This window comes from Micromonospora sp. WMMD987, from assembly GCF_029581435.1.
Lineage (GTDB): Bacteria > Actinomycetota > Actinomycetes > Mycobacteriales > Micromonosporaceae > Micromonospora > Micromonospora rifamycinica.
The window spans coordinates 6,146,125-6,171,151 of record NZ_CP120861.1 but is presented as its reverse complement, the minus strand read 5'-3'; the positions used below and the strand labels follow the sequence as shown (position 1 = coordinate 6,171,151).

General features: G+C 73.3%; 23 protein-coding genes and 1 pseudogene. 14 read left to right on the top strand and 10 right to left on the bottom strand.

The features are described from left to right. The first annotated feature begins 350 nt into the window (after window positions 1–350). The 5 genes from O7612_RS26160 (at window position 351) to ung (ending at window position 5,339) form a co-directional block, all read left to right on the top strand. Window positions 351–1,820, top strand: a complete 1,470-nt coding sequence (locus O7612_RS26160; RefSeq protein ID WP_282268233.1) for an NAD(P)H-hydrate dehydratase — start codon at window positions 351–353, stop codon at window positions 1,818–1,820. A 70-nt stretch (window positions 1,821–1,890) separates the two neighbouring features. Continuing rightward, window positions 1,891–3,009 (top strand): alanine racemase, encoded by a 1,119-nt coding sequence (alr, locus tag O7612_RS26155; RefSeq protein ID WP_067313501.1) that lies wholly within the window; start codon window positions 1,891–1,893, stop codon window positions 3,007–3,009. After that, complete coding sequence (locus O7612_RS26150) at window positions 3,006–4,103, top strand: alpha/beta hydrolase (RefSeq protein ID WP_282268230.1); 1,098 nt, start codon at window positions 3,006–3,008, stop codon at window positions 4,101–4,103. The genes alr and O7612_RS26150 overlap by 4 nt, the downstream gene beginning before the upstream one ends. Continuing rightward, a complete protein-coding gene (gene tsaE, locus O7612_RS26145; RefSeq protein WP_282268229.1) occupies window positions 4,100–4,582 on the top strand; it encodes a tRNA (adenosine(37)-N6)-threonylcarbamoyltransferase complex ATPase subunit type 1 TsaE in 483 nt (160 codons plus the stop codon). Before O7612_RS26150 ends, tsaE begins: the two co-directional genes overlap by 4 nt. Window positions 4,583–4,637: 55 nt before the next feature. Further along, the gene (ung, locus tag O7612_RS26140) at window positions 4,638–5,339 is read left to right on the top strand and encodes a uracil-DNA glycosylase (protein ID WP_282268228.1); all 702 of its coding nucleotides are present in this window, start codon (window positions 4,638–4,640) and stop codon (window positions 5,337–5,339) included. Window positions 5,340–5,495: 156 nt separating this feature from the next. Here ung and O7612_RS26135 read toward each other — a convergent pair whose 3' ends face one another. After that, entirely contained in the window at window positions 5,496–6,326 is an 831-nt protein-coding gene (locus O7612_RS26135) for a helix-turn-helix transcriptional regulator (protein WP_282268227.1), read from the bottom strand. A gap of 311 nt (window positions 6,327–6,637) precedes the next feature. On the opposite strand from O7612_RS26135, the gene tsaB reads away from it, so the two are divergent. Genes tsaB through O7612_RS26115 form a run of 4 tightly spaced genes read left to right on the top strand, consistent with a single transcriptional unit; the run spans window position 6,638 to window position 9,224 of the window. Beyond that, entirely contained in the window at window positions 6,638–7,441 is an 804-nt protein-coding gene (gene tsaB, locus O7612_RS26130) for a tRNA (adenosine(37)-N6)-threonylcarbamoyltransferase complex dimerization subunit type 1 TsaB (RefSeq protein WP_282268225.1), read from the top strand. After that, window positions 7,438–7,914 carry a ribosomal protein S18-alanine N-acetyltransferase gene (rimI, locus tag O7612_RS26125; RefSeq protein WP_282268223.1) on the top strand — a complete coding sequence of 159 codons (477 nt, stop codon included), beginning with the start codon at window positions 7,438–7,440 and terminating at the stop codon, window positions 7,912–7,914. The genes tsaB and rimI overlap by 4 nt, the downstream gene beginning before the upstream one ends. After that, the gene (tsaD, locus tag O7612_RS26120; RefSeq protein ID WP_282268221.1) at window positions 7,907–8,953 is read left to right on the top strand and encodes a tRNA (adenosine(37)-N6)-threonylcarbamoyltransferase complex transferase subunit TsaD; all 1,047 of its coding nucleotides are present in this window, start codon (window positions 7,907–7,909) and stop codon (window positions 8,951–8,953) included. Before rimI ends, tsaD begins: the two co-directional genes overlap by 8 nt. Window positions 8,954–8,969: 16 nt before the next feature. After that, window positions 8,970–9,224: a hypothetical protein gene (locus tag O7612_RS26115; RefSeq protein ID WP_282268220.1), complete on the top strand. Its 255-nt coding sequence runs from the start codon at window positions 8,970–8,972 to the stop codon at window positions 9,222–9,224. A 187-nt stretch (window positions 9,225–9,411) separates the two neighbouring features. Here the strand turns inward: O7612_RS26115 and O7612_RS26110 are convergent, their stop codons facing one another. The 7 genes from O7612_RS26110 to O7612_RS26080 form a co-directional block, all read right to left on the bottom strand. Further along, on the bottom strand, window positions 9,412–10,149 hold the full coding sequence (locus O7612_RS26110) for a DUF4142 domain-containing protein (protein ID WP_282268218.1): 738 nt from the start codon (window positions 10,147–10,149) through the stop codon (window positions 9,412–9,414). A gap of 243 nt (window positions 10,150–10,392) precedes the next feature. Continuing rightward, window positions 10,393–11,574: an ROK family protein gene (locus tag O7612_RS26105; RefSeq protein ID WP_067313439.1), complete on the bottom strand. Its 1,182-nt coding sequence runs from the start codon at window positions 11,572–11,574 to the stop codon at window positions 10,393–10,395. Window positions 11,575–11,614: 40 nt separating this feature from the next. Further along, complete coding sequence (locus O7612_RS26100; protein WP_282268215.1) at window positions 11,615–12,874, bottom strand: ABC transporter permease; 1,260 nt, start codon at window positions 12,872–12,874, stop codon at window positions 11,615–11,617. After that, entirely contained in the window at window positions 12,871–13,695 is an 825-nt protein-coding gene (locus O7612_RS26095) for an ATP-binding cassette domain-containing protein (RefSeq protein WP_145921701.1), read from the bottom strand. Before O7612_RS26095 ends, O7612_RS26100 begins: the two co-directional genes overlap by 4 nt. A 119-nt stretch (window positions 13,696–13,814) precedes the next feature. After that, the gene (locus tag O7612_RS26090) at window positions 13,815–14,915 is read right to left on the bottom strand and encodes a substrate-binding domain-containing protein (RefSeq protein WP_282268211.1); all 1,101 of its coding nucleotides are present in this window, start codon (window positions 14,913–14,915) and stop codon (window positions 13,815–13,817) included. Between the two features lie 266 nt (window positions 14,916–15,181). Further along, a complete protein-coding gene (gene ybaK, locus O7612_RS26085; RefSeq protein ID WP_282268209.1) occupies window positions 15,182–15,661 on the bottom strand; it encodes a Cys-tRNA(Pro) deacylase in 480 nt (159 codons plus the stop codon). Between the two features lie 10 nt (window positions 15,662–15,671). Next, on the bottom strand, window positions 15,672–16,874 hold the full coding sequence (locus tag O7612_RS26080) for a methyltransferase domain-containing protein (protein WP_282268207.1): 1,203 nt from the start codon (window positions 16,872–16,874) through the stop codon (window positions 15,672–15,674). A gap of 260 nt (window positions 16,875–17,134) precedes the next feature. On the opposite strand from O7612_RS26080, the gene groES reads away from it, so the two are divergent. The 4 genes and pseudogenes from groES (at window position 17,135) to O7612_RS26060 (ending at window position 22,745) form a co-directional block, all read left to right on the top strand. Next, window positions 17,135–17,449 carry a co-chaperone GroES gene (groES, locus tag O7612_RS26075; RefSeq protein WP_084261531.1) on the top strand — a complete coding sequence of 105 codons (315 nt, stop codon included), beginning with the start codon at window positions 17,135–17,137 and terminating at the stop codon, window positions 17,447–17,449. A gap of 72 nt (window positions 17,450–17,521) precedes the next feature. Further along, window positions 17,522–19,162: a chaperonin GroEL gene (gene groL, locus O7612_RS26070; RefSeq protein ID WP_282268205.1), complete on the top strand. Its 1,641-nt coding sequence runs from the start codon at window positions 17,522–17,524 to the stop codon at window positions 19,160–19,162. Between the two features lie 898 nt (window positions 19,163–20,060). Continuing rightward, window positions 20,061–21,128, top strand: a pseudogene (locus O7612_RS29515) (molybdopterin-dependent oxidoreductase); the annotation flags it as partial. Window positions 21,129–21,308: 180 nt separating this feature from the next. Further along, window positions 21,309–22,745 carry a non-reducing end alpha-L-arabinofuranosidase family hydrolase gene (locus tag O7612_RS26060; RefSeq protein ID WP_282268199.1) on the top strand — a complete coding sequence of 479 codons (1,437 nt, stop codon included), beginning with the start codon at window positions 21,309–21,311 and terminating at the stop codon, window positions 22,743–22,745. Window positions 22,746–22,975: 230 nt separating this feature from the next. Here O7612_RS26060 and O7612_RS26055 read toward each other — a convergent pair whose 3' ends face one another. Next, complete coding sequence (locus tag O7612_RS26055; RefSeq protein ID WP_067315890.1) at window positions 22,976–23,359, bottom strand: WhiB family transcriptional regulator; 384 nt, start codon at window positions 23,357–23,359, stop codon at window positions 22,976–22,978. A 256-nt stretch (window positions 23,360–23,615) separates the two neighbouring features. On the opposite strand from O7612_RS26055, the gene O7612_RS26050 reads away from it, so the two are divergent. Further along, window positions 23,616–24,440 (top strand): helix-turn-helix transcriptional regulator, encoded by an 825-nt coding sequence (locus O7612_RS26050; protein ID WP_282268194.1) that lies wholly within the window; start codon window positions 23,616–23,618, stop codon window positions 24,438–24,440. Between the two features lie 31 nt (window positions 24,441–24,471). Here O7612_RS26050 and O7612_RS26045 read toward each other — a convergent pair whose 3' ends face one another. After that, complete coding sequence (locus O7612_RS26045; protein WP_067309774.1) at window positions 24,472–24,882, bottom strand: DUF5319 domain-containing protein; 411 nt, start codon at window positions 24,880–24,882, stop codon at window positions 24,472–24,474. Window positions 24,883–25,027 lie beyond the last annotated feature (145 nt).

Sequence of the window (25,027 nt, the reverse complement as noted above, 5' to 3'; positions counted from 1 at the left end):
TCCGTCGCCGACCGTGCCCATCACGTCGGCTCTGTCGCCGACCGTGTCCGTCTGGTCGGCTCTGTCGCCGACCGTGTCCGTCTCGTCGGCTCCGTCGCCGACCGGTGCCCCGACGCTAGGTGGCCCGGCGGCGGTCGGACCGACCCTGTGGACGACGGGCGACGGGCGTACCCGGGGCTCGTCCACAGGTCTTGCCTGCCGCGACGCCGGAGGCTAACCTGCCGCCCCCACCGTCGGTAGGGTGGTCCCGGCCAGGACGGACACCCGCGTCGACCGCGACGGGCGGGCGGTCCGGGTGACGAACGGGCCGCCGGTGCGGGCAGAGCGGCCGGCGGGAGGACGGGGGCGGGATGAAACCGGTGTGGCGGGTGGCGGACGTACGCGCGGCGGAGGCCGGTCTGATGGCGACCCTGGCGCCCGGGACGCTGATGCAGCGGGCGGCGGCCGGACTGGCCCGGCGCTGCGCCCTGCTGCTCGCCGACCGGGGCGGGGTGTACGGCGCGCGGGTGCTGCTGCTGGTCGGCTCCGGCGACAACGGCGGCGACGCACTGTACGCGGGCGAACGGCTGGCCCGGCGCGGCGCGCAGGTCGCCGTGCTGCCGACCAGCCCCGACCGGACGCACACCGGGGGGCTGGCCGCGCTGCGGGCCGCCGGGGGACGCCTGGTCGACGCCCCGCCCGCGGTGGTCGACCTGGTGCTGGACGGGATCGTCGGGATCGGGGGCACCGGCGGCCTGCGGGAGAACGCCGACCGGCTCGTCGCCGGCCTGCCCGCGCTGCGGGGTCGGGACGGCGGCCGGGCCACCGTGGTCGCGGTGGACGTGCCCAGCGGGGTGGCGGTGGACACCGGGGACGTGCCGACGGACGACACGGGTCGGCCCCGCGCCGTGCGGGCGGACGTCACGGTGGCGTTCGGCGCGCTGAAGCCGGCCCTGGTGGTCGGCCCGGCGGCCCCGCTCGCCGGCCAGGTCGAGCTGGTCGACATCGGGCTCGGGCCGTGGCTGCGCGGGGATCCCGCGCTGCGGGTCACCGAGTGGTCGGACGTGCGTGACTGGTGGCCCCGCGCCGGGGCGTCGGCGGAGAAGTACAGCCGGGGCGTGGTCGGGGTGGCCACCGGGTCGCGGACCTACCCGGGGGCGGCGGTGCTCTCGGTGGGCGGCGCGCTGGCCGGCCCCACCGGCCTGGTCCGGTACGCCGGTGGGGCCCGGGACGAGGTGGTCCGCCAGCACCCGTCGGTGATCGCCACCGACCGGGTGGCCGGGGCGGGCCGGGTGCAGACCTGGGTCTGCGGGTCCGGCCTGGGCACCGACGAACAGGCCGGTGCGGAGCTGCGTGCCGTGCTGGCCGCGCCGGTGCCGGTGGTGCTCGACGCGGACGCGCTGACCCTGCTGGTGGACGGCTCGCTCGCCGACCGGCTGCGTCACCGGGACGCCCCGATCGTGGTCACCCCGCACGACCGGGAGTTCACCCGGCTGTGCGGCGAGGAGCCGGGGGCCGACCGGGTCGCCGCCGCGCTGCGGCTGGCCGCCTGGATGAACGCGACGGTCCTGCTCAAGGGGGACCGCACGGTCGTCGGCACGCCGGACGGCCGGGCGTACGTCAACCCGACCGGCAGTCCCGCGCTGGCCACCGGGGGTACCGGGGACGTGCTGGCCGGGCTGCTCGGCGCGCTGCTCGCCGCCGGGTTGGCCCCGGAGCGGGCGGCGGCCGTCGCGGCGTACCTGCACGGGCTGGCCGGTCGGGAGGCGGCCCGGGGCGGCCCGGTGACCGCGCCGGACGTGGTGGCCGCGCTGCGCCCGGTGGTCGCTCCGCTGCTCTGACGGCATGGGTGCGGCGGTCGGGGTCGGCGTCCGGCGACCGGGTGATCACCGACGCCAGTAGGCTGGGCGCATGTGGCAGGCCGAGGTACGCGTCGATCTGGACGCGATCCGTGCGAACGTGACCCGGCTCCGGTCGGGCACCGGCGCCGAGCTGATGGCGGTGGTGAAGGCCGACGGGTACGGCCACGGCATGGTCCCGTCGGCGCGGGCCGCGCTCGACGCGGGGGCGGACTGGCTGGGGGTGTGCACCCTCGACGAGGCGTTGACCCTGCGCCGGGCCGGGATCACGGTGCCGGTGCTCGCCTGGCTGCTCACCCCGGGGCTGCCGCTGCACGAGGGGGTGGCGGCCGGGGTGGACCTGGCCGCCGCGAGCCTGGCCCAGCTCGACGAGATGGTCGAGGCGGGTCGGGTCGCCGACCGGCCGGCCCGGCTGCACCTGAAGATCGACACCGGGCTGTCCCGGGGCGGGGCCACCGTCGCCGACTGGCCCGCCCTGCTGGAGGCCGCCGCGAAGGCCCAGGCCGACGGCCTGGTCGAGGTGGTCGGCGTGTGGAGCCACTTCGTGTACGCGGACTCGCCCGGCCACCCCACCACCGACCGGCAGTTGGCGGTCTTCCACGAGGGGCTGGCCATGGCCGAGCGGGCCGGACTGCGCCCCCGGTACCGGCACCTGGCCAACTCGGCGGCCACCCTGACCCGGCCGGACACCCACTTCGACCTGGTCCGGCCCGGGCTCGCCGTGTACGGGCTGTCGCCGATCGCCGGGCAGCAGTTCGGGCTGCGCCGGGCGATGACCGCGCGGGCCCGGGTGATGCTCGCCAAGCGGGTTCCCGCCGGCACCGGTGTGTCGTACGGCCACACCTACACCACGGCCGAGGAGGCGAACCTGGCGGTGGTGCCGCTCGGCTACGCCGACGGGGTGCCCCGGCACGCCTCCAACGTCGGCCCGGTGCAGCTCGGCGGGAAGCGGCGGACCATCTCCGGCCGGGTCTGCATGGACCAGTTCGTCCTCGACTGCGGCGCCGACGAGGTGGCCGCCGGTGACGTGGCGACCCTCTTCGGCAGCGGCGACGACGGGATGCCGACCGCCGACGACTGGGCCGAGGCGGTCGGCACCATCAACTACGAGATCGTCACCCGGTTCGGCGGGGTCCGGGTGCCCCGGGTCTACGACGGCGAGCGACAGTGAGCGCGGTCAGCCGGTTCCGGGTGCCCCGGCCGAGGACCGCCGCCGGGCGGGTCGCCGGCGTGGTCGGGGCCGCGGTGGGGGTGGCCGCCGCCGGGCTGGCCGCCGGGGTGGCCACCGAGCGCGCCCTGGTCCGCCGGCTCAAGGCCGACCCCGCCGACCCGTACGCCGGGGAGGACTTCGGCGCGCAGCGCTACGACGAGGCGTACCGGCTGGAGTTGCCGGACGGCACCGACATCCACGTCGAGGTGGTCGAGCCGACCCGGCCGGTGCCCGGGCACCCGACGGTGGTGCTGGTGCACGGCTTCTGCCTGGACATGGGGACGTTCCACTTCCAGCGTCAGATGCTGGCCGAGCGGGGCGACTACCGGATCGTCGCGTACGACCAGCCGGGGCACGGCCGGTCGGGGCGGTTGGAGACCGGCGAGTACGACCTCGCCGCGCTCGGCCACACCCTGCGCCGGGTGATCGACCGGACCGCCCCGGAGGGTCCGTTGGTGCTGGTCGGGCACTCGATGGGTGGGATGACCATCATGGCGTTCGCCGAGGCGTACCCGGAGCTGTTCGGTGACCGGGTGGTCGGCACGGTGCTGATGGCCACGTCGGGCGGGTTGCTCGCCGAGACGAAGCTGGTCGCGCCGGCCCTGCTCGGCCGGGTCGGCTCGCCGGTGCTGTTCATGATGAACAACGCCACCCGGTACGGCGGGATCGTGATCGACCGGGCCCGCAGGTCCACCTCCAACGTGGCCTGGCTGCTGACCCGCCGGTACGGCTTCGGCACCCCGAAACCGAGCCCGGCCCTGGTGTCGTACGTGGAGCGGATGAACTCCCGCACGTCGGCCGACACGGTGACCCGCTACCTGCGGACCCTGGCCACCCATTCCCGGTTCCCGGCGTTGGCCGCGCTGAGCGGCACACCGGTGCTGGTCGTGGTGGGCGACAAGGACATGATCACGCCGGTGGTGCACTCGGAGGAGATCGTCCGCCGGCTGCCGCACGCCGAGTACGTCAAGATCCACGACAGCGGGCACGTGGTGATGCTGGAGCACGCCGACGAGGTCAACGCCGCACTCGAACGTTTCCTGGAGGCGCTGTGAGCGTGCGCGTCACGTTGCCCACCGTCGAGGACACCCGGGACTTCGGCCGGCGGCTGGCCGCCGTGCTGCGCGCCGGTGACCTGCTGCTGCTCACCGGCCCGCTGGGGGCCGGCAAGACCGCGCTCACCCAGGGCCTCGGCACCGGCCTGGGGGTACGCGGCGACGTCACCTCGCCGACCTTCGTGATCGCCCGGGTGCACCGGCCCGATCCGGCGCGCGGCGGCGCGGTGGCCATGGTGCACGCCGACGCGTACCGGTTGGGTGACGCGACCGACCCGCGCGCCGAGATCGACGACCTGGACCTGGACGCCTCGGTGGACGACTCGGTGACCGTGGTCGAGTGGGGCGAGGGCCTGGTCGAGCAGCTCGTCGACGCCCACCTGCGGGTACGCATCGACCGGCGCGACGACGACACCCGGGTGGTCGAGTTGGAACCGGTGGGCGGGGACTGGGCGCGGCGGCTGACCGCCCTGGGCTGAGGGGTGTCGTACCCGCTGCCTAGAGTTCCGGGGACTTCGTTGCGAAAGGTTGCCGATGCCCGACGACACCCCCACCCTCGACCTGCTGGCGCTGCTGCCGGAGGCGTGGCGTGCCGTGCTCACCCCACACCTGGACCCGGCCCGGACGGCGGCGCTGGCCGACTACGTCGCCCGCGAGTACGCCACCCAGACCGTCTTCCCGCCGGTGGAGGACCTCTTCTCCGCCTACCGGTTGTGCGAGCCCGAGCAGTGCCGGGTGCTGATCCTCGGCCAGGACCCGTACCACAAGGCGGGGCAGGCGCACGGGCTGAGCTTCAGCGTCCGCGAGGGGGTGTCCGTGCCGCCGTCGCTGCGCAACGTCTTCAAGGAGCTGAGCGAGGACCTGGGGGTGCCCAAGCCGCGCAGCGGGAACCTGGACGGGTGGGCGGCACAGGGGGTGCTGCTGCTCAACGCGGTGCTCACCGTCCGGCAGGCCAGCCCGGGCTCGCACGGCAACAAGGGGTGGGAGGAGTTCACCGACGCGACCATCCGCGCCCTGGACGCCCGGGACGAGCCGGTGGTGTTCCTGCTCTGGGGCGGCTACGCCCGCAAGAAGGCGGCCCTGGTCACCAACCCCCGGCACGTCGTGCTGGAGGCCGGTCACCCGAGCCCGATGAACCCGCGTGGCTTCCTCGGCAGCCGCCCGTTCAGCGCCACCAACAAGGCCCTCGCCGATGCCGGCCTGCCCCCGATCGACTGGGAGCGTTCGGCCGGCTGACCCCCCACCCCTCACCCCTCACCCTCACCACCCACGCCTCGCCACCCACGCCTCGCCACCCCTCGCCACCCACGCCTCGCCACCCACCGCACGTCGCCGGCTGACGTCGGCGGTGTGCGGTGGCGGAGCCCCGGCACGGCGTAGCGGGACCGACGCCTACCGCCGGGTTCGCGGGCGCGGGCCGGCAGCCGAGGCCGCGTCGTCGGCCGAATCGCGGTTGTCGGCCGAACGGCGGTCGTGGACCGAGGCCGGGTCGTTGGTCGGGGTGGGGCCGTCGGGTATCGCGCGATGGTCGGCGGAGCGGCGGCGGTACCGGCGCAGCAGGGCAGCGGCCTGCGGGTCGGTCAGCTCCACCGTGACCAGCGGGACCACCCGGTAACTGCGCTCCCCGTGCCGTACCTCGATCGCCGCCGGAAGCTCGTCGCACATCTGGGCGCGGATCTCGCCGTACCGGGTGGACCAGTAGTGCTCGCCCGGCTCCTCCGGTGCCAGGTGCAGGCCGCCGAACTCACGCCACCGGGCGTTCCACCGCTGCCCGTAGGCGGCCTCCAGCCAGGCGGTGAACCGGGCGGAGTCGCGCCACCGCACGGCGATCTCGACCGCGTCGGCAGGGACCGGGGCACCCTGGAGCAGGGCGGCTGAGCCTCCGGTCAACAGGTGGGGCAGGTCGCCCAGCCGGTCCGACAGCCGATCCAGCCCCAGTTCGTCGATCCGGTCGGCGAGCGACCGCGTGGCGAGGGCGTCCATCCGTGCGTCGAGGTGGCTGTCCAGCTCCTCGACGGTTACGGCGAGTTGCCGACCGAGGGCGGCGAAGAGGCGTTCCACCAGCGGGATGCCCGGCACCCGTTGCCCGCGCTCGATGCGGGCCACCGCGCTCTGACTCGTCCCGGCCCGATCCGCCAGTTGCTGCTGGGTGAGCCGTTGGGCGCTGCGCTCCCGCCGCAGGATGGCGGCGATCTCCGTGGTGACACGACTACTCTCAGGCATCTCCGCATGATGCTGTAGTGAAGGTGAGTGCTATGTCTGGCTGTCATATTCATGACGGGCTGGCATACCGCTGACATCGGATATAACTTCCCGTCGCCCGTCGCCCGTCGCCCGTCGCCCGTCGCCCGTCGCCCGTCGCCCGTCGCCCGTCGCCCGTCGCCCGTCGCCCGTCGCCCGTCGCCCGTCGCCCGTCGCCCGTCGCCCGTCGCCCGTCGCCCGTCGCCCGTCGCCCGTCGCCCTCGTGACAGGCGGCCGAGGGACGGGGCGGGCTGTGACCGGGCGGCCCGGCTGAACGGCTAGGCTGGCTTACCGTGCTCGTACTGGTGGTGGACTCCTCGACCCCCGCGGTCACCGCGGCCCTGGCCGAGGTCACGGTGGACACTGTCGCGGTGCGGGCGCACCGGTGCACGGTCGACGCTCGGGCGCACGGTGAACTGCTCGCCCCGCAGGTCGAGGCGGTGCTCGCCGAGGGCGGCGCGCGGCCGGGCGACCTGGGTGCGATCGTCGCCGGGCTCGGCCCCGGCCCCTTCACCGGGCTGCGGGTCGGTCTGGTGACCGCCGCGACCATCGGCCAGGTGCTCGGCATCCCCACGTACGGCGTGTGCTCGCTCGACGGTATCGGCCACCCGACAGCGGCCTCCCCGCCCACCGCACCCTCGGCCGCGGCACCCCAGTCCACCGCGCCTCCGCCCACCGCACCCCCGTCGCCCGCAGGCCCGCCAGTCGCCACCGGGGACGCTCCTGCCGGCCTGGCCACCGCAGGGGCGCAGCGGGTGCTGGTCGCCGCCGACGCCCGGCGGAAGGAGGTCTACTGGGCCGTCTACGACAGCAGTGGGCAGCGGATCGTGGGGCCGGCGGTGGACGCCCCGGCGACCGTCGCCGCCCAGGCCCGGGAGTTGGCGGCCACGGTGGCGGTCGGGGACGGCGCCCACCGTTACGCCGACGTGCTCGGTCTGCCGCTGCGCGCCGAACCCCGTTACCCGGACGCCGCCGCGCTGGTCGCCCTGGCCGCCGAGCGGATCCGGGCGGGTGCGCCGGGCGAGGCGCTCACCCCGCTCTACCTGCGCCGGCCGGACGCGGTGGCGGCGACCAGCCGTAAGTCGGTGCTGCCGTGACGGTACGAATCGACCGGTTTCGCTGGTGGCACATCGCCGAGGTGCTGCTGATCGAGGCGGACCTGTTCGGCGCGGAGCAGTGGTCGCCGGCGATGTTCTGGAACGAACTGGCCAGCGGCCACCACTACCGGGTCGCCCTGGACGCCGACGGGTCGCTGGTGGGCTACGCGGGCCTGACCGTCGATCCGGCCGGTGAGTCGTGGGTGCAGAACATCGCGGTCCGCCGGGACGCCCAGCGGCGCGGGATCGGTCGGGCTCTGCTGGAGGACCTGCTCGCCGAGACCGCCCGGTGCGGGGTCGAGAGTGTCCTGCTGGAGGTGGCCGTCGACAACGCCCCCGCCCAACGGCTCTACGCGACGTACGGATTCGAGCCGATCGGCGTACGGCGGGGCTACTACCAACCGAGCAACACCGACGCGCTGGTCATGCGGCGTGACGCGGCCCCGGTCGCAGACGGGACGGACCATGGGTGACGAACCGCTGATCCTCGGCATCGAGACCTCCTGCGACGAGACCGGGGTGGGCATCGTCCGTGGACACACCCTGCTCGCCGACGCGCTGGCCTCCAGCGTGGACGAACACGCCCGGTTCGGTGGGGTGGTGCCCGAGGTGGCCAGCCGGGCACACCTGGAGGCCATCGTGCCGACCATGGACCGGGCGCTGCGCGAGGCGGGGGTGACCATCGCCGACATCGACGCGATCGCGGTCACCTCCGGTCCCGGTCTGGCCGGGGCGCTGCTGGTCGGGGTGGCCGCCGCCAAGGGCTACGCGTTGGCCGCCGAGAAGCCGGTGTACGGGGTGAACCACCTGGCCGCGCACGTCGCGGTGGACACCCTGGAACACGGTCCGCTGCCGGCGCCGGCGATCGCCATGCTGGTCTCCGGTGGGCACTCCTCGCTGCTGCTCGTCGACGACCTGTCCCGGGGGGTGACCCCGTTGGGCGCGACCATCGACGACGCGGCCGGGGAGGCGTTCGACAAGGTGGCCCGGCTGCTCGGGCTGCCGTTCCCGGGCGGCCCGTACATCGACCGGGAGGCGCGGGCCGGCGACCCGGCGTCGATCGGCTTCCCGCGTGGCCTGACCGCCGCCAAGGACCTCGCCGCCCACCGGTACGACTTCTCCTTCTCCGGGCTGAAGACGGCGGTGGCCCGCTGGGTGGAGGGCCGGCGACGTGCCGGTGAGCCGGTGCCGGTGGCCGACGTGGCCGCCTCCTTCCAGGAGGCGGTCTGCGACGTACTCACCGGCAAGGCACTGGCCGCCTGCCGGGCGCACGGGGTGGACACCCTGGTCATCGGCGGGGGAGTGGCGGCCAACTCACGGCTGCGGGCGATGGCCGAGCAACGGGCGCAGCGGTACGGCATCCGGGTCCGGGTGCCCCGCCCGGGGCTGTGCACCGACAACGGGGCGATGGTCGCCGCGCTCGGGGCGCACCTGGTGGCCGCCGGTGTGGCACCGAGCCGGCTGGACCTGCCGGCCGACTCGGCGCTGCCGCTGACCACGGTCAGCGTGTGACGGGAGGGGAGCCGACATGATCGTCCGGATGTGGGAGGCGCGGGCGGAGGCGTACGGCGTCGCCGACCTGATCACCTGGGTGTGCGAGACCGCGCTGCCGGAGTTCGAACACGATCCGCTGCACGTGTCCAGTGAGGTCTTCTCGTCCACCGACCACCGGGTGGTGGTCGTCTCGAAGTGGCGCAGCAGCCCCCGGGCGTTGCCGGAGCCACCGGCCATCCTGGTCGCCCGGCCCCCGCACTCCTGGGACTTCACCCAGGTCGACCGCTGACCGGCACACGTCGCCCGGGTCGACCGACCAGTAGACGTCGCCCGGGTCGACCGCTGACCGGCGCACGTTACCTGGGTCGGCCGTTGACCGGTACACGTCGCCCGGGTCGACCGCCGGCCGGACGTCGCCGGACAGCCGAACGGCCCGCCTGCGGTGGGCCGGCGGGCCGTCGGTCACGCGGGACGGGTCAACTGCGGCGCATGACCCGCCAGGTGGCGTAACCGCCCGCGCCGAGCGCGAGCAGGAAGACCGCCCAGACGACGGTGGTGCTGATCGCGACCGACGGGCCGGCGGCACCGGCCTGGGCGGCGGCGACCAGCGAGTCGTTCTGCGCGGCCGGGATCGCGGCCGGCGGCATCTGCTGCCAACGGACCAGTCCGGTGCTCTCCAGCATGGCCATGTGGTCGTTGACGAACTTGTTGGCCTCGTCGGCGAGCTTGCGGACCGTGTTGTCCCGGGTGCTGGCCCGCACCGCGCCGATCACCGGGAAGATCTTGCCGTGCGCCACCCGGAGCCGGGTCACGAAGATCTGGTCGAACTGAGCACCGGAGGCGTTCTGCATTTCGGTCAGCCACCCCTTCTGCTCGGTGGTGGGATCGGACGGCAGCGTCGCGCCCAGCTTGTTGGCGGCCTGCACCACCAACTCGTCGAGGACGCCGTGCTGTCGGGCGATCTCCGCGCCGACCTCCCGTACCCGCGCCGACTGGCCCTTCTCGGCGGCCATCGTGCCGGCCGGCATCTCCCACAGGCCGGCGAGCCGGACGCCGTTGAGCAGCGCCGCGTCGGCGGCGTTCATCTGGACGCCGGGGGCGGCGACCGCCATACCGGGTAGGACGACCAGCCCGGCCAGGAAGGTGACGAGCAGCACCGCCACCCGGTGGGTCCGGTGCCCTCGCCGACGACGTACGGAATCCAGCGGTGCCATGCTGCGGTGCCTCCTCGATCCGGGCCGACCTGTCCTGCCGGGCAGCGACCCGCCGGCTGCCCGTCCGTCCACTGGTACGGACCACCGGGCCGATCGGTTCATCCGGCCGGTCAACTCGCCGGACGGGGGCAAACCGGGGCGGCGGGGACGGCCCGGCGGGACGCCGTGCGGTGGCGGCTCAGCGTCGCTGCGGGACGCCGTGCGGCGGCGGCTCAGCGTCGCGGCGGGACGCCGTGCGGCGGCTCAGCCGACGTCGAGGGGGTCGGCGAGGAGCCGTTCGAAGGCCAGTTCGGCCGCGCCGATCAGTGCCGCGTCGTCACCGAGCTTGGGGGTGCGCAGCCGGACGTGTTCCAGGCAGGCGGGCAGTCCGGTCTCGTTGAGCCGGCTGCGGACCTGGGCCGCGGCGGCCAGGTAGAGGTCCCGCATGGTGCCGCCGAAGATGACCATCTCGGGGTTGAAGATGTTGACCAGGTTCGCCACCCCGAAACCGAGCCAGTCACCGGCGTGCCGTACCGCGGTCTGGGCACGGGCGTCGCCCCGGTCGGCGGCGTCGAAGACGGCCAGCAGCGCCTCACGGCCCCGGGCGTCGGACCGGCCGGCGGCCCGGAGCAGCCCGTACTCGCCGATCTGGGTCTCCCAGCAGCCCCGCGAGCCGCACTCGCAGGGGGTACCGTCGCGCACCACCACCATGTGCCCGACCTCGCCGCCGTACCCGCCGTGACCGGTCAGCCGGCGGCCCCCGGCGATGATGCCGGCGCCGACGCCGACGTCCCCGTAGAGGTAGATCACGTTGTCGCAGCCGGCGGCGACGCCCCGGGCGTGCTCGGCGAAGGCGGCGACGTCGGCCACGTTGCCGACGGTGACCGGCAGTTCCACGCCCACCTCGGCGGCGAGCGCCGCGCCGATCGGCTCGTCCACCCATCCGGTGGTGGGGCCGAGCCGGACCAGCCCGTCGGCCTTGCGGACCATGCCGCAGACGGCGACGCCGGCACCGACGCAGATGGACCCGGCGGGCACCCGTTCCCGCATCTGTTTCAGCGCGCCGGCCAGCATCGGGGTGGTCTCCGCGGCGTCCAGGTCGCGCGGCCGGTCCAGCTCGCGGCGGTCGAGCACCTCGCCGCCGAGTCCGACCCGCGCGGCCCGCAGCCGGTCCACCTCGATCGAGTACGCGTACGCGTAGACCCGGGCCGACTCGGGCCGGACGACCAGCGACGGTCGTCCGGCCCGGCCGGTTTCCTTCGGTGTCCCCTCGCTGACCAGCCCGGCGCCGGCCAGGTCGGCGGTGAGCGCGCCGATGGTGCTGCGGTTGAGCCCGAGGGCGGTGGTGAGTTCCGCGCGGGAGGTGGCGCCGTGCACGTGGACGTGCCGGAGCAGCGCCCCGAGGTTCTGCCGTCGGATCTCGTCCTGGCTCGGTCCTACCCGCATCGTCGCTGGCACCCCATGTCCCGCCGGTGGCGTCCGCGGATCAGCGGGTGCCGGATGCGGCGGCCCGGCGGCGCGACAGCGCGTCCACGCTGGCGGCGAGGAGCAGCACCACGCCGGTGACCACGTACTTCACCCCGGCGCTGTAACCCATCAGGCCCATCCCGTTGTCGATGACGGCGACCACCGCGCCACCGAGCACCGCGTCGAGGACCCGGCCCTTGCCGCCGAAGAGGCTGGTGCCGCCGATCACCGCCGCGCCGACGGCGTAGAGCAGCACGTTGCTGCCGCCGGTGTTCGGGTCCACCGAGTTGGCCCGGCTCGCCGCGACGATGCCGCCGACGGCCGCCATGGACGAGCAGATCACGAAGACCGAGATCCGGATCCGGTCGACGTTGATGCCGGCCCGGCGGGCGGCCTCCTTGTTGCCGCCGACGGCGTAGACGTGCCGGCCGTAGCTGGTGCGCTGGAGCACGAAGGTCCAGACGATCAGCAGCACCGCGATGACCGGCACCACGATCGGCACGCCCTTGAGCGAGTTGATCAGGACGTTGCGGCTGCGCTCCTGGTTGAGGATGTAGACCGCGATGCCGAGGATCAGGGTCAGCCCGCCGATCCGGGCGAGCACCACCGCCATCGGGTCGGTGGTCAGGCCCCGGGCCAGCCGCTTGCGGTGGCGCAGCAGTTGCACGGCCGCGTACCCGCCGATCGCGACGGCGGCCAGCGCCCAGCCGAGGGTCGGCGGGAGGTTGCGGTTGGCGATCGCCACCAGCACCTCGTCGTTGACCGGGATGTTGGCGCCGCCGCTGATCAGCATCAGCACGATGCCCTGGAAGGCGAGGAACCCGGCCAGGGTGACCACGAAGGACGGGATACCGATCTTGGCGACCAGGAAGCCGAGCACGGTGCCGATGACCACGCCGGTGAGGATCGCGGCGAGCACGGCCACGTACCAGGGGTAGCCGGCCTTGGTGGCGACGTTGGCCAGGATGGCGGCGCAGACCCCGCTGGCGAAGCCGGCGGAGAGGTCGATCTCGCCGAGCAGCAGGACGAAGACCAGCCCCATGGCGATCAGGGTGACCGCCGCGCCCTGGGTGAACAGGTTGGCGAAGTTGCCGGCGGTGAGGAACGACGGCCGCATGACGGAGAAGACCGTGCAGAGCACGATCAGCCCGAGTACGGCGGGCAGCGCGCCGATGTCGCCGCCGCGTACCCGGCCCCAGTAGCCGCGGAGGTGGCTGCCGACGGTCGGCGGTGGCGTGACCGCCGCCGGCCCTTCCTTGCGCACGGCGGTGGTGGTCATCGAACGCCTCCTGGAGTGGTGTCGGCGGGGCCGGCGCCGGTGCCGTTACCGGCGGTGACCGGCTCGCCGGTGAGGCCGAGGTTGCCGGAGCGGCCGGCCGTGATCAGCTCGACGACCTGCGAGTGGGTGATGTCGGTGGTCTTCACCTGGGCGACCATCTGGCCGAGGTAGAGCGCGGCGATCCGGTCGGAGACCGCGAAGACGTCGTTCATGTTGTGCGAGATCAGGACCACGGCCAGGCCGTTGTCGGCCAGCCGGCGGACCAGTTCGAGGACCTGGGCGGTCTGTGCGACGCCGAGCGCGGCGGTCGGCTCGTCCAGGATGACCAGCTTGCTGTTCCAGAGCACCGCCTTGGCGATGGCGACGGTCTGCCGCTGGCCGCCGGAGAGGCTGGAGACGTGCTGGCGCAGCGACTTCACCGTCCGTACGGAGAGCCCGGCGAGGGTTTCCGCCGCCATCTGTTCCATGGTCGGCTCGTCGAGCACCAGCCCGCTGTGCTTCTCCCGGCCGAGGAACATGTTCTGCACGATGTCGAGGTTGTCGCAGAGCGCGAGGTCCTGGTAGACGACCTCGATGCCGAGCGTGGCGGCGTCCCGGGGGCTGTTGATGCTCACCGGGCGGCCGTCGAAGAGGAACTCGCCGGCGTCGGCCGGGTAGATGCCGCTGATGCACTTGACCAGGGTTGACTTGCCGGCGCCGTTGTCGCCGACCAGTGCGGTCACCTCTCCGGCGTGGGCGGCGAGGGCGACGTCGCGCAGGACCTGGACGGGACCGAAGCTCTTGTCGATCCCGCGCAGTTCCAGCAGGGGGGTCGCGGACACGGGGGTCTCCTTCGGACGGAGGGAAGGTCTCGGAGCCCGTCCGGCGGCGAGCGCCGCCCGGCACGAGGTTCCGTGCCGGGCGGCGTCGCGTCGACGGGGTACGACGCTCGTCGTACGGGTCAGCTGATGCCGTTCGCGGCGCAGAGCTGGGCGTACGCGCCGGTGCAGAGCTTGGCCTTGTCGACGTAGCCGTCGGCCACCACGTCCTTGACGGTCGACTTGTCGATCGCCTTCGGCTCCAGCAGGACGGACGGGACGTCCCGGCCGCTCTCCGGGTCCTTGACGGTCTGCCCGGTCTCCTTGCGCTCGCCCTTCGCCACGGCGATGGCCAGCTCGGCGGCCGCGTCGGCCTCCTTCTTGACGGCCTTGTAGACGGTCATGCACTGGTCACCGGCGAGGATGTTCTGCAGGCCGGTCACGTCGGCGTCCTGGCCGGTCACCGGGACCTTGCCGTTGAGCTTGTTCTTCTTCAGCACCGAGATGGCCGCGTTGCCGAGACCGTCGTTGGCGGAGAGCACACCGTCGATCTTGCCGCCGGTCTGGGTGAGCATCTGCTCGAAGATCGTGGCACCCTGCGCCGGGTCCCAGTCCGGCACCGACTGGTCCGGGCCCTTGGTGTATTCCTTCGAGTCGAACTTCGGCTTGAGCACCGAGTCGTAGCCGTTCTTGAACAGGGTCGCGTTGTTGTCGGTCGGCGAGCCGTTGAGGTAGGCGACCGTCGGGTTCTTGACGCCCTTCTCGGTCAGGCACTTCGCCAGGCCCTCGCCCTGGAGCTTGCCGACGGCCTCGTTGTCGAAGCTGACGTAGTACTGGGCCGAGCCGCCCAGGGTGAGCCGGTCGTAGTCGATCGTCGCGACACCCTGCGACTTCGCCTTGTCCAGCACGGCCTTGCCGGTGCCGGAGTCCAGGTTGACGATCATCAGGGTGGTGACCCCGCCGGTGATCATCTGGTCGGCGATGGTCTGGAAGGCGTTCTTGTCGTTCTGGGCGTTCTGGATGTCCGACTCGACACCGGCGGCGTCGAACGCCTCCTTGAGGAACCTGCGGTCAGCGGTCTCCCAGCGGGCGGAGGACTTGCTGTCCGGCAGGATCACGCCGATCTTCGGCTTCTTGTCGGTGCCGCCGCCGGCCTCGTTGCTCTTGGAGTCGTCGCCACAGGCGGCCATGCTGCCGGTGGCCAGCAGGCCGACGGCGGCGAAGGTGAGGAAGCCCTTGCGCATGTCTGCACGGGTCCTTTCGAGGGTGGGGGAAGGAGTGGTCGGTGTTTTGTTGTGTCCGGCAACGTATTCCCGCTCACATCTCGGGCGCAAGGGTGCCGAGGTCAGAAGTTTGTTGGCGGCGGTAACAATTCAGCAACGCGGTTGTCACCACCAGGACACCCGTCCGGCAATCACACTGCGTGTCCGTTCTGCGACCGCCGTCGCCCCCGGATCGTCGCCCCGGCCGTCGTCGCCGGTCGGCCGGCGACCACCGTCGCCCGGCCCGGTCAGCCGGCGGCGATCCGCGCGGTGCCGGCCCCGGTCAGGGCGACCAGGTCGGCCGGGGCGAGCTGGAGCTGCAACCCCCGGCGGCCGGCCGAGACGTAGACGGTCGGGTGGGCCAGGGCGGAGGCGTCCACCACCGTCGGCAGCCGGCGTCGCTGGCCGAGCGGACTGATCCCACCCCGCACGTATCCGGTGCTCCGCTCGGCGACGGCCCGGTCGGCCAGCGCGGCCCGTTTGCCGCCCAGCGCCGCCGCCAGCGCTTTGAGGTCCAGCTCGCCGGTGACCGGGACGACCGCCACCGCCAGTGCCCCGTCCACCTCGACGACCAGCGTCTTGAACACCCGCTCCGGCGGCACCCCGAGCGCCGCCGCGACCAGCGCGCCGTAGTCGGGCGCGTCCGGGGAGACGTCGTACGGATGGGTGCGGTACGCGATCTTCCGCTTGGTCAGCAGCGCGGTCGCCGCGGTGGCCCGTCCCGCCATGCCGGTCACGCTAGTCCGGTGTACCCGCCTGCGCGACCGGTCGGCCGATCAGCACCGTCGGCGCCCCGGCCACCCGGGTCAGCACCAGGCTGGCCGGATGCTCGCCGACCAGCCTCAGGTCCCGGCGCAGTTGTTCGGGCACCAGCGCCGAACCCCGCTTGAGGATCTCCACCCGGCCGATCCGCCGCTCCCGCAGCAGCGCCCGCAGCCGCTTCAGCGAGAACGGCAGCACGTCGACGATCTCCAGGCAGCGGCCGAACGGGGTCGGCCGCGGGGCGTCGGCGTACAGGTAGGCGATGCTCGGGTCGGCCAGGGTCGCGTCCAGCGTGCCGGCCAGCTCGGCGACGAGGTGCGCCCGGACCACCGCCGGGTCCGGGTCGTACAGGTAGCGCCGGACCGGTCCGACCGTCGCCTCCGCCTCGCCCGCGCCGGTGAGCTGGTGGCCGTGCGCCGACCGCAGCACGGTCGCCCGGCGGGGCACCTCGGCGAGCGGCCCGCCCCAGAGGGCCGCCTCGACCAGGTCGCCGTCGACGCTGACCCACTCCGCCTCGGTCCCGGCCGGGATCCGCGCGTGGTCGAGACCGGGGGCCACCTTCACCACCGTGTGCGGCACCCGCCCGGCCAGCCCGGTGACGAAGTCCCACGGTGGCGAGTAGGCGTCCGGGTCGAAGATCCGTCGACCGGTGCCGGCCCGCCGCCGGGCCGGGTCGCAGAAGACCGCGTCGACCCGGGTCACGTCGAACGCGGTCGCGTCACCGCGCTCCACGGTGAACATCGCGGCCAGCCCGGCGGCCTCGGCGTTGGCGGCGGCCAGCGCGGCGGTGACCGGATCGGCCTCCACCCCGTACACCCGGATGCCGGCGCGGGCGGCGGCGAGCGCGTCGGCGCCGAGGCCGCAACCCAGGTCGGCGAGGGTGCGCACCCCGGCGGCGGCGAGCCTGGCCGCCCGCCGGTCGGCGACCACGCGGCGGGTGGCCTGTTCCAGGCCGGGGCGGGTGAGGAACATCCCGGCCGCCTCCGGGCCGAACTTGCCGACCGCCCGGCGGCGCAGCTCGGCCTGGGTCAGCGCCGCGGCGGCCAGCCCGGCCGGCACCCCGCGCGAGCGCAGCGCCGCCGCCGCGACCAGCGGGTCACCGCCGGCCACCTCGGTCGCCGCGGCGAGCACGGCCGACCCCTCGGGGGTACGCAGGGCGGCGAACTGGTCCAGATCCACCGGCCCATTGTCCGGTCCGGTGCGGGACCGGGGCGACACGGGGAGGTGTCTCGTTGGCACTCTCCTTGACGGAGTGCTAGCCGAGGAATAACCTGCGATTAGCACTCTCACCCCGAGGGTGCCAGCGTCCGGGCCACCCGGTCCGGGTGCTGAACGCCAGGCGGACCGGCACCCGCGACGACGGCCCCGCCCGGTGGCATGTGGCAATTGACGCTGGTCGGACTCTCGGCCGGCAACGAAACCAAGTACCCCAGGAGGGTATGCCCGTGACTACCGCGACCAAGGTTGCGATCAAGCCGCTCGAGGACCGCATCGTGGTCCAGGCGAACGAGGCTGAGACCACCACGGCGTCGGGCATCGTGATCCCCGACACCGCCAAGGAGAAGCCGCAGGAGGGCACCGTCCTCGCCGTCGGCCCCGGCCGGATCGACGACAAGGGCAACCGCGTGCCGCTCGACGTCAAGGTCGGCGACACCGTCCTCTACTCGAAGTACGGCGGCACCGAGATCAAGTACGCCGGCGAGGAGTACCTGGTGCTCTCCGCCCGCGACGTTCTCGCGGTCATCGAGAAGTAACCAACCGATTCCAGTGTCGTCGCCCCGGTCCGGCTCGCCGGGCCGGGGCGACGTCGCTTCGAAGGGACATTCATGGCGAAGATCCTGAGCTTCTCGGACGACGCCCGGCACCTGCTGGAGCACGGTGTCAACGCCCTCGCGGACGCGGTCAAGGTCACCCTCGGCCCGCGCGGGCGCAACGTCGTCCTGGACAAGAAATTCGGTGCGCCCACGATCACCAACGATGGTGTGACCATCGCCAAGGAGATCGAGCTCACCAACCCGTACGAGAACCTCGGCGCGCAGCTGGTCAAGGAGGTGGCGACGAAGACCAACGACGTCGCCGGCGACGGGACCACCACCGCGACCGTGCTGGCCCAGGCGATGGTGCGCGAGGGCCTGCGCAACGTGGCCGCCGGGGCCAACCCGACCGGCCTCAAGCGGGGCATCGACGCGGCGGCCACCAAGGTCTCCGAGGCGCTGCTCGGCCGGGCCGTGGAGGTGGCCGACAAGGAGTCGATCGCGCACGTCGCGACGATCTCCGCGCAGGACGCCACCATCGGCGCGCTGATCGCCGAGGCGATGGAGAAGGTCGGCCGCGACGGTGTCATCACCGTCGAGGAGGGCTCCACCCTCACCACCGAGCTGGAGGTGACCGAGGGTCTCCAGTTCGACAAGGGCTTCATCTCGCCGAACTTCGTCACCGACGCGGAGTCGCAGGAGTCGGTGCTGGACGACCCGTACATCCTCATCACCACGCAGAAGATCTCGGCGATCGAGGAGCTGCTGCCGCTGCTGGAGAAGGTCCTCCAGAACAGCAAGCCGTTGCTGATCGTCGCCGAGGACGTCGAGGGCCAGGCGCTGTCCACCCTGGTGGTCAACGCGATCCGCAAGACCATCAAGGTCTGCGCGGTCAAGGCCCCCGGCTTCGGCGACCGGCGCAAGGCGATGCTCCAGGACATGGCGATCCTGACCGGCGCCGAGCTGGTCGCCCCGGAGCTGGGCTACCGGCTCGACCAGGTCGGCCTGGAGGCGCTCGGCACCGCCCGGCGGGTCGTGGTCGACAAGGAGAACACCACCGTCATCGACGGCGGCGGCAAGTCCGCCGAGGTCACCGACCGGGTCGCCCAGATCCGCAAGGAGATCGAGGCGTCCGACTCCGACTGGGACCGGGAGAAGCTGGCCGAGCGGCTGGCCAAGCTCTCCGGTGGCATCGCGGTCATCAAGGCCGGCGCGGCGACCGAGGTCGAGATGAAGGAGCGCAAGCACCGCATCGAGGACGCGATCGCCGCGACCAAGGCCGCGGTCGAGGAGGGTACGGTCCCCGGCGGCGGCGCCGCGCTGGCCCAGATCCGCGCGGTGCTCGACGACGACCTCGGCCTGACCGGTGACGAGAAGGTCGGCGTCTCGATCGTGCGCAAGTCGCTGGTCGAGCCGCTGCGCTGGATCGCCCAGAACGCCGGCCACGACGGCTACGTGGTGGTGGAGAAGGTCGGCGGCCAGGACTGGGGTAACGGCCTCGACGCCGCCGAGGGCGAGTACGTCGACCTGGTGAAGTCCGGCATCATCGACCCGGTGAAGGTGACCCGCAACGCGGTCACCAACGCCGCGTCGATCGCCGGGCTGCTGCTGACCACCGAGAGCCTGGTGGTCGAGAAGCCGGAGCAGCCGGAGCCGGCCGCCGCCGGTGGGCACGGCCACGGTCACGGCCACCAGCACGGCCCGGGTTTCTGACCTCGCGGTAGAACCGGTTCAGGGCGCACCGTCGTACGTCGGCGGTGCGCCCTGACGCATGCGGGGCACCCTGCTTACGGAACGGTGACATGGTTGGCGGCCAGGGTGGTCGATCGACGACACTTGCCCGATGAGCACCCCCCGCGGCTTCGCCGCGCTGGCCGGCGTCACCGCCGCCGTGGTGGCCATCGGTGTCGCCGAGCCGGTCGCCGTCCTCACCGGTCCCCGTTCCGCGCCGCTGATCGCGGTCGGCGGGGTGGTGGTCGACGTGGTCCCCGAGCCGCTCAAGCAGTTCGCCATCGACGTCTTCGGCCGGTACGACAAGATCGCCCTGCTGGTCGGCACGGCGGTGCTGCTGGCGGTGTTCGCCGCCGGGATCGGCGTGCTGGCCGCGCGTCGGCTCGCCGTGGGGCTGGCCGGTATCGCGGCGTTCGCCGGCCTCGGCGTCGCCGCCGCGCTCACCCGGGCCGGCGCGGATCCGGCCGACGCGCTGCCCGCCCTGGTCGGCGGGGGACTGGGCGCGCTGGTGCTGTGGGCCTTCGTGGCCGGTCCGTGGCAGCTCGACCCCTGGCCCTGGCGGCCACCCACCCCGCTGCCCACCCTCCCCCCACCGGCCCACCCCGCGTCGGCCCCGGCGGTCGAGCCGTCGGCCACCGCGCCGACCCCGGCGGTCGAGCCGTCGGCCACCGCGCCGACCCCGGCGGTCGAGTCGTCGGCCACCGCGCCGACCCCGGCGGTCGAGTCGTCGGCCACCGCGCCGACCCCGGCGGTCGAGCCGTCGGCCACCGCGCCGACCCCGGCGGTCGAGTCGTCCGCCACCGTGCCGGTCCCGGCGGTCGAGTCGTCCGCCACCGGGCCGACCCGGGCGCTCGGGCGGGAACCGTCGGAGCCGGGCGACCCGGAATCCCGGCGGCGCTTCCTGCGCGGGGCCGGTCTGCTCGCGGGCGCGGCGACGGTGGTGGGGCTGGGCGGGCACTGGCTCGCCGGCCGACGGGGTGTGTCGGCGGCCCGGGAGGCGGTCGCCCTGCCCACCCCGTCGGCGGTGGCGCCGCCGGTGCCGGCCGGCGCGGACCTGTCCCTGGCCCAGCTCGCGCCCTACACCACCCCGAACGGCGGCTTCTACCGGATCGACACGGCGCTGGTGGTGCCGCAGGTCGACCCGGAGACCTGGCGGCTGCGCATCCACGGTCGGGTGCGCAACCCGATCGAGTTGACCTTCGCCGAGTTGCTGGCCCGGCCGATGGTCGAGCGGTACGTGACCCTGGCCTGCGTCTCCAACGAGGTGGGCGGGGACCTGATCGGCAATGCCCGCTGGCTGGGGGTACCGATCAAGGAACTGCTCGACGAGGCGGAACCGGAGGAGGGGGCCGACCAGGTGGTCGGCCGCTCGGTCGACGGCTGGACCTGCGGCACCCCGACGGCGGCGCTGCGCGACGGGCGGGACGCCCTGCTGGCGGTGGGGATGAACGGCGAGCCGCTGCCGGTCGAGCACGGGTTCCCGGTACGGATGGTGGTGCCCGGTCTCTACGGGTACGTGTCGGCCTGCAAGTGGGTGACCGAGCTGGAACTGACCAGCTTCGCCGACTTCGACGCGTACTGGGTGCCGCGTGGCTGGTCGGCGCAGGGGCCGGTGAAGACGCAGTCGCGGATCGACACCCCCCGCGCGCGTAATCGGCTCACCACGGGCGAGGTGACGGTGGCCGGGGTGGCCTGGGCGCAGCACCGGGGGATCAGCCGGGTCGAGGTGCGCGTCGACGGCGGCGCGTGGCAGGAGGCGACCCTCGCCCCGGCGGTGTCGGTGGACACCTGGGTGCAGTGGTCCTGGCGCTGGTCGGCGACCCCGGGTGAGCACACCCTCCAGGTGCGGGCGACCGACCGGGACGGCGAGACGCAGACCCCGTTGACCGCGCCGGTCGCCCCGGACGGAGCGACCGGCTGGCACCGGGTGAAGGTTACCGTCCGCTGATTTCCCGCCACCTGTCAGTCATCAAGCATGATCGATATGTTGATGGATGGAAAATCCTCCGTGATATCGAGGGTTGAGGCTGTGGGAGCGCTCCCGTAACATCCCTGATGCGACTGTTAACGTTCACCTAACAGCAACCACCACCAATGTGCACGTCCCGTCCCGTCAGGAGGATGTTTTATGTCCAGATCCAGATCGGCCAATGTCGGCCTGGTCTCGGCCGGTGTCGCAATGCTGGCATCGGCATCGATCGTCACCGCGTTGCCGGCGGGTGCCGCGGCGGCGGGTTGTTCGGTGAACTACACCGTGTCCTCGGAGTGGGGCGGTGGCTTCGGCGCCAACGTCGCGATCACCAACCTGGGCGACGCGCTGAGCAGCTGGACCCTGACCTGGTCCTTCGGCTCCGGGCAGTCGGTGACGCAGGCATGGAACGCCACCGTGACGCAGAGCGGCTCGGCGGTGACCGCCAAGAACGTGAGCTACAACGGCGCGATCCCGACCAACGGCTCGGTGTCGTTCGGCTTCAACGGGGCCTGGACGTCGAGCAACCCCGTCCCGACCAGCTTCGCGCTCAACGGGGTGGCCTGCAACGGCGGCCCGAACCCGACCACGCCGCCCCCGACCACGCCGCCGCCGACCACCCCGCCCCCCACGACCCCGCCGCCGACCACGCCCCCGCCGACCACCCCGCCGCCGAGCAACTGCTCCCTGCCGACCACCTACCGCTGGTCGTCGACCGGTCCGCTGGCGCAGCCGAAGGCCGGCTGGGCGTCGCTCAAGGACTTCACCATCGCCCCCTACCAGGGCAAGCAGTTGGTGTACGCCACCACCCACAGCAGCAGCGCCACCGGCGGCTGGGGTTCGATGAACTTCGGCCTGGTCGACAACCTCAACCAGCTCGCCACGGCCCCCCAGAACACCATGAGCCAGAGCACCGTCGCGCCGTCGCTGTTCTACTTCGCGCCGAAGAACATCTGGATTCTCGCCCACCAGTGGGGCCCGACGTCGTTCTCGTACCGCACGTCGACCAACCCGGCCAACGCCAACGGCTGGTCGGCCGCGCAGACCCTGTCGACCGCGAAGATCACTGACTCCGGCACCGGCGTGATCGACCAGACGATCATCGGCGACGACCAGAACATGTACCTGTTCTTCGCCGGTGACAACGGCAAGATCTACCGGCAGGTCATGCCGATCGGGAACTTCCCGGGCAGCTTCGGCTCCAACTACACGACCATCATGAGCGACACCTCGGAGAACATCTTCGAGGCGCCGCAGGTCTACAAGGTCGCGGGCCGCAACCAGTACCTGATGATCATCGAGGCCAGGACCAGCGGCTGGGAGCGCTACTTCCGCTCGTTCACGGCGACCAGCCTGGGCGGCACCTGGACGCCGAACGCGACGACCTACAACAACCCGTTCGCGGGCAAGGCCAACAGCGGCGCCACCTGGACCAACGACATCAGCCACGGCGAGCTGCTGCGCACCAGCGCGGACCAGACGAACACGATCGACCCGTGCAACCTGCAGCTGCTGTACCAGGGCCGCGCCACGAACTCGGGCGGTGACTACGGCCTCCTGCCGTACCGGCCGGGTCTGCTGACCCTGCGGCGCTGATGGCGTGACGCAGGTGCGACCCCACTGGTCCTGACTCCCGTGACCGCCGGCGTACGCCGCATCGGGTGAGCCGCACGACGGCTCGGGAGCAGGGTCGGATGGAACGAAGGGGCGGGTCCGGCATCACCGGGCCCGCCCCGCTCCCTGTGCCGGCCGACCCATGGGCCGGGAAACGACGAGGCCGCGCTCCGGAGATCGGAGTGCGGCCTCGTCGAGGTGTGGTGGGTCGGTCAGGCGATCTTGCGCTGGGCCGGGACGGCGGTCTTGTGCGGAGCGCCGAGGCGGGCCTCCATGCGGGCGATGTCGACCCGGGTCTGCCGCCGGTCGGCCAGGTCCTCCCAGCCGAGGGCGAGCAGCCGCAGCCGCTCCGACTCGCTGAGCCCGCCCCAGACGCCGTACGGCTCGCGGACGGACAGCGCGTGGGCGGCACACTCGGCCCGGACCGGGCAACCCCCGCAGACGGACTTCGCGCTGGACTCCCGGCGCAACCGGGACGACCCCCGCTCGCCGTCCGGGTGGAAGAACTGGGCGCTGTCCCGGCCCCGGCAGGCACCGAGACGCTGCCAGTCCCACAGGTCGACGATGGGACCGGGCAGTCTGCGTACGTTCGACATCAGCACCCCTCCTCCCGCGCGGCACCGCGGAGATCCTCGTTGAACCGGCGTCCGGGCTGTGGTCCGCGCTGGCGTACCGCGCTTCCGGCGTGCAGCCTCGGTACCCGAACCCTCGCCGGCTCACACGTGTTGAGATCGAAAAGCCGGGCACCTTGCGTTAGATGCCCCAAATGTCGGAAAAGTTCAGAGGATTGCCGGGAACCTCCTCCCCGGTGCGGCCCGTCATGGTCTGCTCGTGTCCGGAGAGGAGAACACCGTGCGTACCGTTCTCGTATGCGTTCGGACACCGCTCGCCGCGCAGCAGTTGGCGAACGCGGCGGCTCGGCTCGGCCTGGCTGCGGTCGTCCGGACGGCCGTCTCCGATCCCGAGGTGATGCTGCGGCTCGCCGAGCGTCCGGCCGACGTGGTGCTCGCCGACACGGCGCTCACCCGGCCGGACAGCGCCGGCTTCGTCCGTCGGGTGCTGGCCCGCGCGCCCCAGGCCGCGGTGCTGCTGCTCGGCACCGAGGAGTCGGAGGCGGCGGCGGCCACCATCAGCGCCGGGGCGCGGGGTCTGATCCAGGGTGCCGACCAAGACCTGACCAGCGCGGTGGCCAAGGCCCTGCTGCTGCTCTCCGCGCCCGGCCGGCCCGCCCGGCACCGGGTCGCCGACCCGGCCCGGGACACCGCCGCGGTCGGTGCGCCACCGCGACCCGCCGCCGGTCGTGCGCCGGCAGCGGGCAGGTCGCCGACGGCGGCCGAGGGGCCATCCGGAGCGCCGTCGGTGGTGCCCGTGCAGCGGGGGGACGACGAGGTCGAGGGGGAACCGGACACCGACGCGGCCGAGCCGACGCCGACCGGCACGCTGCCGCGCCCGACCTCCGGCGCACGGGGCGGCCGGAGTTCCGTCGGGCTGACCGAACGTGAGCTCCAGGTGCTGCTCGGTATGGCCGAGGGCAAGAGCAACGCCGAGATCGGCCGGGAGCTGTTCGTCTCGGAGGACACCGTCAAGACGCACGCCCGCCGGCTGTTCCGCAAGCTCGGCGCCCGCGACCGGGCGCACGCCGTGGCCGCCGGCTTCCGCGCCGGCCTGGTGGCCTGAACCGTCCGGACCTCCGGCGGGGACCGACCGGTCAGTCGTCCGGGTCGGCCTCGTCGCCGGTGGACTCGGTCAGCGTGTCGTGCACGCCGTCGGCGTAGCCACGGGCGTAGTCCCAGGTGACGTAGTGGTCGGGGTCGGGATCGTAGGCGGGCTCGTGCACCCGGGGCCGACCCGAGCTGAGCAGGTGGCGCAGGTTGCCCCGGAGCAGGTCCCAGTCGAAGTAGTGCGGCTCGCGGCAGTCCTCGCACTCGATGACCAGTCCACGGACCCCGATCGGGGCCAGCAGGGCCTGGTAGATCTCCAGGTCGGCGAGGTCTTCCAGCACGTCCTGCCGCTCGACCTCGGTCAGCGGGTCGAGCGGGGCGTCGTCGCCCGGGTCGTCCAGCCCCGCAGCCGGATCGGCCGGGTCGCCGTTGAACGGGTCGATGGGCTCGTCGTGCACCCCCTCACCGTAGACCCAACGCCCGCGGCACGCGCCCCCCGGCGGTCCCGGTGGTCACGCCGGCGTCGGCCGGTCGCCGACGAGGGCCGCCCAGCTCAGTGGGTACGATGAGACGACTCGCCGTCACCCCGGCGTGCGCCGGTCG